The sequence below is a fragment of the Arthrobacter sp. SW1 genome, assembly GCF_001766675.1.
Taxonomy (GTDB): domain Bacteria; phylum Actinomycetota; class Actinomycetes; order Actinomycetales; family Micrococcaceae; genus Arthrobacter.
Window position 1 is genome coordinate 58,290 of record NZ_MJLT01000008.1, and the last position, 7,719, is coordinate 66,008.

Sequence of the window (7,719 nt, forward strand, 5' to 3'; positions counted from 1 at the left end):
AATGGCCCGTCTCAGTGCCCGGGACCTGACGCTGCAATACGAGCAGCGCCGGGTCATCGAAGGACTCCACACGGAGATTCCCGAAGGCAAGGTGACCATGATCGTGGGCGCCAACGGCTGTGGAAAATCCACGCTGCTCCGGGGGCTCTCGCGCCTGCTCAAGCCGGCCGGCGGTGCTGTCACCCTGGACGGCAAGGACATCCACAGCCGCCCGGCGAAGGAACTGGCCCGGACCCTCGGCCTGCTGCCGCAGCACCCCACGGCGCCGGACGGCATCACCGTCCGCGACCTCGTGGGCCGCGGCCGCTATCCGCACCAGGGCTTCTTCCGGAACTGGAGCCATGGCGACTCCTCGCCGCACGACCTCGCCGTCCGCCACGCACTCGACGTCACCGAAACCACCGAGCTGGCCGAGCGCAATGTGGACGAGCTTTCCGGCGGGCAGCGCCAGCGGGTCTGGATTGCGATGGCCCTGGCCCAGGAAACGGACGTCCTCCTGCTGGACGAACCCACCACCTACCTTGACCTTGCGCACCAGGTGGAAGTCCTGGACCTCGTCACGGATCTGAACCGCCGCCGCGGCACCACCGTGGCGATCGTGCTCCACGACCTCAACCTCGCCGCGCGCTACGCGGACCATGTGATCGCCATGAAGGACGGCGCCGTCGTGGCCGAAGGCACCGGCCCGGAGGTCATCACCGAAGAACTGGTCCGCGCCGTCTTCGGCCTCGAATCCCGGGTGGTCCCGGACCCCGTCTCCGGCACCCCGCTGATCGTTCCGATCGGCCGGCACCACTCGCCGTCGCCGGCTGAGGGCGCCCAGCCGGCTGAGGGCGCCCAGCCGATGGCCGCCGCCCAGCCAGCCGAAACACCCGCAGCATCCACACAACGAGTCCTGGAGGTCGCCTCATGAGCACGGAAACCGCACCGCTGGCCAATGGTTATGCCACGGAGCCCATGGTCCTGGCCTTCGACGTCACCGTCACCGCCGTCCAGGAAATCGGCCCCAACTTCCGCCGCATCACCTTCGGCGGCTACAGCCTGCGCGACTTCGGCGTCTCCGGCAACACCCTGGACCTGCGCATCAAACTCCTCATCCCCTCACTCGACGCCGACGGCCGCACCCTGCCACTGCCCGCCTTCGAGATGGGCAACCTCGGCTGGTACCAGGAATGGCTCACCATGGACCCCGCCGTCCGTGGCGCCATGCGCACCTACACTGTCCGCAGCGAACGGCTCGACGCTGTCTACCCGGAGATCGACGTCGACTTCGTCATGCATTTCGACGGCGACGGCCGCGGCGGCCCCGCCGCCAACTGGGCCCTGAACGCCAAACCCGGCGACTCGCTCACCATCATCGGACCCAACAACCGCGCCGCGCACTGCGTCACCGCCGAGATCTACTCCGGCATCGAATGGCGCCCCGGCCTCGCCCAACGCGTCCTTCTCGCCGGCGACGAAACCGCCGTCCCCGCCATCAGCGCCATCCTGGAAAGCCTGCCCGCCGGGATCAACGGCCACGCCTTCCTCGAGGTCCCCGAAGCCGGCGACTTCCAGGACCTCCAGACCGCCGCCGACGTCGAAATCACCTGGCTCGCCCGCGGCGCCTCGATCGGGCGCTCCCGCCCGCACGGCGAACTCCTGCAGGACGCCGTCCGCAAGGCCGTGCCCGTGCCCGGCTGGGTGGGCATCGCCTCCGAGGCCGCCGCCGGCCCCGAGCCCGAGGACGTCAACGTGGACCAGGACATCCTCTGGGAAACCCCGCAGCGCATGGACACCGCCTCCATCCAGGCCACCCGCAACCCGGACCTGCCAGCCGGCGCCCTGCCCTTCTACGCCTGGATCGCCGGTGAAGCCGGAGTCATCAAGGAAATGCGCCGCTACCTGGTGCGGGATGTCGGGATCGACCGGAAGCAGGTTGCCTTCATGGGGTACTGGCGCAAGGGGAAAGCGGAGCTTTAAGCCCCTCGTTCCAGCGCCCGACGGCGGTCGCTCGTCCGGCTGCGTGCGTCACCTTTGGACGCGTACGACGGCGGCCGCTCGGCTTTCGCCTTCGCCGCTACTTTGCAGTCGCTTAGACACCTCCCGCCGCTCCGCTTCGGTCGCTGGGCGACCTGCGCTTCGCTCTGGTCGGCGATGCGCTCCCTGCAAAGCACCGGCTGCGGCTGGTGCGTTTGTTGCCTTTTCGCCGCTCACCTCGGCCCTCCCCGTTCGCTTGCCGTCCTGCGCCGCTCCGTCCCTCTCCGTTAAGCTCGCTGTTCCCTTGCGGTTGTTTCGGGTGGGTAGGGTCCCGGGGTGTGGGTGGTTTTCTTTCTTCCTCCGAGGGGCGGCGGCTCTATGTCGCGCTGGGGGACTCCTTCACTGAAGGGGTGGGCGACAAGAACAAGCACCTGCCCAACGGGGTACGGGGCTGGGCGGACCGCGTCGCGGAGAAGCTGGCCAAGGCCGAACCCGGCTGGGAATACGCCAACCTGGCCGTGCGCAGCAAACGGCTCCGGCAGATCATCGACGAACAGCTGGAACACGCCCTCGCCCTCAAACCAGGCCTCATCACGCTCTACGCAGGCGGCAATGACATCCTCGACTTCGGCACGGACATGGAACAGCTCATGGCCGAATACGAAGAACTCGTCGCGCGCCTGGCGGGAACCGGCGCCACCTTGGTCCTCTTCACCGGCTACGACGTCAAGGTCTCGGCTGTGCTGGAACCTTTCCGGAAACGCAACGACCTGTACAACCAGCGCGTCCGTGAGCTCGCCGCCAAATATGCTGCCGTGCTGGTCGATTACTGGTGCATGGACGCCTACCACGACCGCCGGATGTGGGCCGCGGACCGCCTGCACATGTCCAAAGCCGGCCACAAGTACCTCGCCGCCAGGGTCCTGGACCAGCTCGGTGTGCCGCACAAGATCTCCCCGAAGGACTGGGACCCGCCGCGGCGCCTGAAGCTGCGCGAATGGGAACGCCAGCAGCGCCGCTGGATCCACGACTGGGTCTTCCCCCTGTTCCGGCGCAAGCTCCGCGGCGTCACCCTCGGCGATTCCCTCAGCCCCCGCTGGCCCGAACCGGTCAAGGTCCCACGCAAAGGCGGCCTCCGCAAACTCGTGGAACAGCGCAAACTCGTGGAAGAGCGGAAACCCGCGGAACAAACGGAAGCGCAGGAGACAGCATGACCCCCAACATCCTGAACGCGGCCCCGGTGCGCTTTGTCGCCGTCGGCGATTCCTTCACGGAAGGCGTGGGCGACCGGGACCTTCGCCTCCCCAACGACTGCCGCGGCTGGGCGGACCGCGTCGCCGAAGAACTGAGCCGCAACGATCCCCGCACCCGCTACGCCAACCTCGCCATCCGCGGACGCCGGCTCCGCCGCATCGTGGACGAGCAGCTGGACGCCGCGCTCGCCCTGGATCCCACGCTCGTGAGCTTCCACGCGGGCGGCAACGATCTCCTCGCCGCGCGGCTGGACCTCGGCGCGCTGATCCGGCGCTTCGAGGCCGCCGTCGCCAGGCTCGTCGAGAGCGGCACGCAGGTGCTCCTGTTCACCGAGTACAACGTCCCGCTGTCCCCGGTGCTCGAACCGCTCAAGCTGCGCACGGCCATCTACAACAAGCACATCCGCCGCATCGCCGCCGAGTACGGCACGCTCCTGGTGGACCACTGGTGCTTCGAACGGTTCCAGGACCGCCGGATGTGGGCCCCTGACCGTTTGCACATGTCCACTCCCGGCCACGAATACATGGCGGTGAAAGTCCTCGAGGTGCTCGGCGTGCAGCATTCGCTGCGGGCGCCGGTGCTCAGCCCGCCGCGGCAGCGTACCCGCGCCGAAATAGTCGCCGACGACGCCGCCTGGCTGAGGCGCGACGTCGCCCCCTGGCTTTCGCGGCGGTTCCGCGGGATCTCCAGCGGTGATCACCTCGGCGCCCGCTGGCCTGCGCTGATGCCGGCGGTCCTTCCTGAGCGGCTCGGCACCGCCAAGGCCGCCGGCACGGCAAAGGTGGCCACCCGCGCGTAAAGCGCGGGACACGTTCAGTCGAGCAGGTTCTCGTAGCCTTCGGACGCCGAGGTTACGGTGAATTCGATGACCTCGAAGTCGGCCACGCCGTTCACGTAGAACGGATCCCGGCCCAGGGCTTCGTTCAGGGTGGCGCGGTCGCTGCGGGACAGCAGCACGCCGCCGATCGCCGGAACGCGCCGGCCCGAGGCCACGAAGATCCCGGCATCGAAGGTCTCCTTCACCCAGGCCATATGGGCGGGGCGGTGGAAGTCGACAATCTCGTCCGGAACCTTGTACGTCAGCGACACAATGAACATGCCACCAGAGTACCCAGCAGCCCGCCACGGGAATTCTCCTGCAGTGAATTCTCCTAGGATGGTTTCCATGACCGAACCCCGCTGGCTGAATGCCGAGGAACGCCGCGCCTGGCTGGCCCTCGTCAGTATCAACACCCTGCTGCCGGCGGCATTGGACACCAAGCTGCAGGCGGCGGGGAAGCTTTCCTTGTTCGATTACAACGTCCTGGCGATGCTCTCGGAATCCCCGGACCGGTACCTGCCCATGAGCGAACTCGCCGCCCGCACTAGCGCCTCGCTCTCGCGACTTTCGCATGTGGTCACGAAGCTCCAGAAGCGCGGCTGGGTGGAACGCGAGACGCACCCGAACGATGCCCGGGTCACCGTGGCGCACTTGACCGACGCCGGCATGGGCACCATCGTGGGCCTCGCCCCGGACCATGTGGAGTCCGTCCGCGAACTCATGATGGACGCGATGACCGAGGAAGACGTCGCGGACCTGGCGCGGATCGGCGAAAAGATCGTGGCCCGCCTCAAGCCCGACCACTGGATCCTGCGCGAGCACTGACTTTGCGGCAGACTGTCGGCATGGATTTTTCGAGCCGCTATGTCGCCCTGGGGGATTCCTTCACCGAAGGCGTCGGCGATCCTGATCCCACGCGGCCCAACGGCGTCCGCGGTTGGGCGGACCGCGTCGCCGAACAGCTCGGCCGCAATGACAGCGGATTCGGCTACGCCAACCTCGCCATCCGCGGGAGGAAACTCCGGCAGATCATGGCAGAACAGGTGGCGGCCGCCGTCGCGCTCCAACCGACGCTGGTCACCCTGTATGCCGGGGCGAACGATATCTTCCGTCCGAAAGTGGACATCGATTCCCTGATGGAGGATTACGACGCCGGCCTGGCCGCCTTGGCTGCCACGGGCGCCACGGTGCTGCTGTTCACGGGGTTCGACGCCCGCAGTTCGAAGGTGTTCGGCACCATGCGCGGCCGCACGGCTATCTACAACGAACTGGTCCGGGAAATCGCGGACAGGCACGGCGCGCAGCTGGTGGACTACTGGCGCTTCAGCGAGTACCACGACTGGCGGATGTGGGACCAGGACCGGATGCACATGTCCACCGCCGGCCACGCGAACATGGCGAACCGGGTGCTGGACGTGCTGGGGCAGGAGCAGGCTGAGGTAGCTGAGTCGGACGTTGCGGCAGGCGGGCACCTGACCGGCGGAAGCACCGCCGTCGGGCGCTTGGCGGTTGCCCGGAACAACGCCCGCTGGGCGCGGGAGCACGCAGTCCCGTGGGTGGTACGGCGCATCAAAGGCACGTCCTCGGGCGACGGACTGAGCCCGAGATACCCGCAACTGACCCGGATCACGGCTCCCGAACGGTAGCCGCCGCCGGAGTCCCATATACACCGGATTGGTCTTAATTTCACGTAGCACCTACACTTATTAGGCGCTAGGTGGCGCGGAGCGTGTGCAATTGCTCCGGTTGGCGGTGACTGCTGGAAACAGCGGAAGATCCGGTGGCCGGTAGTTAGGGGCTCAAGTTGCTTCGTTCCTCCATCCGCCCGGTATCCGGAACCAGTGTCCGGACCCACTCTTCGCCGCAGCGGCAATCCCGTACTGGTTGTTTCAACCGGTCCTTGATGCTGCGGGAACTACCGAAAACACAGTGGACCGACGGCGGACGTCACCGATCGCACGGCAGGCAGGAAATCCTGCGGCCGTTACTTTCAAAACTTTGAGGAGAGTCGACATGGCAGCACACTGCCAGGTGACCGGAGCCGAGCCGGGCTTTGGACACAGCATTTCGCACTCGCACCGCCGCAACAAGCGCCGGTTCGACCCGAACATCCAGAAGAAGCGCTACTGGGTTCCGTCCCTGCGCCGCAATGTCACGCTGACCGTTTCGGCCAAGGGCATTAAGACCATCGACGTTCGCGGCATCGACGCAGTCGTCGCCGACATCCTTGCACGTGGGGTGAAGCTCTAATGGCAAAGAAGGACAAGGACGTACGTCCGATCATCAAGCTGAAGTCCACTGCGGGCACCGGCTACACCTACGTGACGCGCAAGAACCGTCGTAACGACCCGGACCGCCTGGTCCTGAAGAAGTACGACCCGAAGATCCGCCAGCACGTCGAATTCCGAGAGGAGCGCTAAACATGGCTAAGAAGTCCAAGATTGCTCGCAACGAGCAGCGCAAGGTCATCGTTGAGCGCTACGCTGCCAAGCGTCTCGAACTGAAGAAGACCCTGGTTGACCCGAACGCGACTGACGAAGCACGCGAAGAGGCTCGCCTCGGCCTGCAGAAGCTGCCCCGCAACGCCTCCCCGATCCGCGTCCGCAACCGCGACGTGATCGACGGCCGCCCGCGCGGTACCTTCCAGAAGTTCGGCATCTCCCGTGTCCGCTTCCGCGACATGGCCCACAAGGGCGAACTCCCGGGCATCACCAAGTCTTCCTGGTAATTCCAGAAGCCTGAAAGGGCCGGCAACCGTTTGGTTGCCGGCCCTTTTCGCGTCTCCGGGCGCCTTTTCCGGGTTCCGGTGCTTGGGTACGGCCCGGTTCCGCCCGGACATGTTCTTCCGTGGAGGTGTGGGGTGGACATAGTGCTGTCATGCGCACTCCTCGCCGTCACGGCCGGACATGTCCGGTGGTGTGAGGGGCTTCACCTGGTCGGTTAGGCCTCCATTGCGCGGCTGGCAGCGCTTCATGGGCGTGTTTCGCCCGGGATTCCGGGGTTCCCGCGACGGCGCCAGGCTGATTTGCGCAGGCTCCGCGGCCCGTGTAATGTTTTCTGAGTCGCCGCGAGGGGGACAGCGGAAAGCTGAGACCCGGAGGCGGCCAAACTCCCTTGAATTCGGCTGGTGTTTCCGGCTGGGCTGATGCCTTCAAGGCTGGTTCTTTGTCCTGGTTTTCGGCGGTAGCGCTGATTTGCCTGGGAGCGGAGGATCGGGTAAGTTTGAAAAGTTGCTCCGGAGCGATCCTGGACCGGTTGGTTTGGGTGGTACTGCTTTGGAATAGTGACCTGTTGTTTGAGAACTCAATAGTGTGCCAAGTTTGTTGATACCGATTTTTTATTGAATTGGTTAGGCGCCAGGTTGTCCACCCCCGTGGATGGTTTGGTGTTTTTAGCTGGTTTCAGATTTTGTGCAGCCATGGTTGGTGTTATTTCCATCGTTGTGGTTGTGTCTGTTTTTTTGACGGAGAGTTTGATCCTGGCTCAGGATGAACGCTGGCGGCGTGCTTAACACATGCAAGTCGAACGATGAAGCACCGCTTGCGGTGTGGATTAGTGGCGAACGGGTGAGTAACACGTGAGTAACCTGCCCTTGACTCTGGGATAAGCCTGGGAAACTGGGTCTAATACCGGATATGACCTTTTACCGCATGGTGGAGGGTGGAAAGCTTTTGTGGTTTTGGATG

General features: G+C 65.4%; 10 protein-coding genes and 1 rRNA gene. 10 read left to right on the plus strand and 1 reads right to left on the minus strand.

Annotated features, from left to right (window positions below):
- Position 1 precedes the first annotated feature (1 nt).
- From BIU82_RS06545 to BIU82_RS06560, 4 genes are all read left to right on the plus strand, one after another.
- Positions 2–913 (plus strand): ABC transporter ATP-binding protein, encoded by a 912-nt coding sequence (locus BIU82_RS06545; RefSeq protein WP_083292228.1) that lies wholly within the window; start codon positions 2–4, stop codon positions 911–913.
- Positions 910–1,962 carry a siderophore-interacting protein gene (locus BIU82_RS06550; protein WP_070348667.1) on the plus strand — a complete coding sequence of 351 codons (1,053 nt, stop codon included), beginning with the start codon at positions 910–912 and terminating at the stop codon, positions 1,960–1,962. The genes BIU82_RS06545 and BIU82_RS06550 overlap by 4 nt, the downstream gene beginning before the upstream one ends.
- Before the next feature lie 335 nt (positions 1,963–2,297).
- Positions 2,298–3,173 (plus strand): SGNH/GDSL hydrolase family protein, encoded by an 876-nt coding sequence (locus tag BIU82_RS06555; protein WP_070348668.1) that lies wholly within the window; start codon positions 2,298–2,300, stop codon positions 3,171–3,173.
- A complete protein-coding gene (locus tag BIU82_RS06560; protein ID WP_070348669.1) occupies positions 3,170–4,012 on the plus strand; it encodes an SGNH/GDSL hydrolase family protein in 843 nt (280 codons plus the stop codon). The genes BIU82_RS06555 and BIU82_RS06560 overlap by 4 nt, the downstream gene beginning before the upstream one ends.
- 14 nt (positions 4,013–4,026) lie before the next feature.
- On the opposite strand, the gene BIU82_RS06565 is transcribed toward BIU82_RS06560, so the two are convergent.
- On the minus strand, positions 4,027–4,311 hold the full coding sequence (locus BIU82_RS06565) for a YciI family protein (protein ID WP_070348670.1): 285 nt from the start codon (positions 4,309–4,311) through the stop codon (positions 4,027–4,029).
- A gap of 67 nt (positions 4,312–4,378) precedes the next feature.
- Between BIU82_RS06565 and BIU82_RS06570 the strand changes: the two genes are divergently transcribed.
- The 6 genes from BIU82_RS06570 to BIU82_RS06595 form a co-directional block, all read left to right on the plus strand.
- Positions 4,379–4,858 (plus strand): MarR family transcriptional regulator, encoded by a 480-nt coding sequence (locus BIU82_RS06570; protein ID WP_070348671.1) that lies wholly within the window; start codon positions 4,379–4,381, stop codon positions 4,856–4,858.
- 20 nt (positions 4,859–4,878) lie between these two features.
- Complete coding sequence (locus tag BIU82_RS06575) at positions 4,879–5,679, plus strand: SGNH/GDSL hydrolase family protein (protein ID WP_070348681.1); 801 nt, start codon at positions 4,879–4,881, stop codon at positions 5,677–5,679.
- A 367-nt stretch (positions 5,680–6,046) separates the two neighbouring features.
- Positions 6,047–6,283 (plus strand): 50S ribosomal protein L28, encoded by a 237-nt coding sequence (gene rpmB / locus BIU82_RS06580; RefSeq protein WP_070348672.1) that lies wholly within the window; start codon positions 6,047–6,049, stop codon positions 6,281–6,283.
- A complete protein-coding gene (gene rpmG / locus BIU82_RS06585) occupies positions 6,283–6,453 on the plus strand; it encodes a 50S ribosomal protein L33 (protein ID WP_070348673.1) in 171 nt (56 codons plus the stop codon). Before rpmB ends, rpmG begins: the two co-directional genes overlap by 1 nt.
- 2 nt (positions 6,454–6,455) lie before the next feature.
- On the plus strand, positions 6,456–6,761 hold the full coding sequence (rpsN, locus tag BIU82_RS06590) for a 30S ribosomal protein S14 (RefSeq protein WP_070348674.1): 306 nt from the start codon (positions 6,456–6,458) through the stop codon (positions 6,759–6,761).
- Between the two features lie 732 nt (positions 6,762–7,493).
- Positions 7,494–7,719, plus strand: a 16S ribosomal RNA gene (locus BIU82_RS06595); the annotation flags it as partial.

Coding starts and splice junctions, on each gene's coding strand:
- rpmB (WP_070348672.1), top strand. CDS start 6,047: ATGGCAGCACACTGCCAGGTGACCGGAGCCGAGCCGGGCTTTGGACAC.
- rpmG (WP_070348673.1), top strand. CDS start 6,283: ATGGCAAAGAAGGACAAGGACGTACGTCCGATCATCAAGCTGAAGTCC.
- BIU82_RS06545 (WP_083292228.1), top strand. CDS start 2: ATGGCCCGTCTCAGTGCCCGGGACCTGACGCTGCAATACGAGCAGCGC.
- BIU82_RS06565 (WP_070348670.1), bottom strand. CDS start 4,311: ATGTTCATTGTGTCGCTGACGTACAAGGTTCCGGACGAGATTGTCGAC.
- rpsN (WP_070348674.1), top strand. CDS start 6,456: ATGGCTAAGAAGTCCAAGATTGCTCGCAACGAGCAGCGCAAGGTCATC.
- BIU82_RS06550 (WP_070348667.1), top strand. CDS start 910: ATGAGCACGGAAACCGCACCGCTGGCCAATGGTTATGCCACGGAGCCC.
- BIU82_RS06570 (WP_070348671.1), top strand. CDS start 4,379: ATGACCGAACCCCGCTGGCTGAATGCCGAGGAACGCCGCGCCTGGCTG.
- BIU82_RS06560 (WP_070348669.1), top strand. CDS start 3,170: ATGACCCCCAACATCCTGAACGCGGCCCCGGTGCGCTTTGTCGCCGTC.
- BIU82_RS06575 (WP_070348681.1), top strand. CDS start 4,879: ATGGATTTTTCGAGCCGCTATGTCGCCCTGGGGGATTCCTTCACCGAA.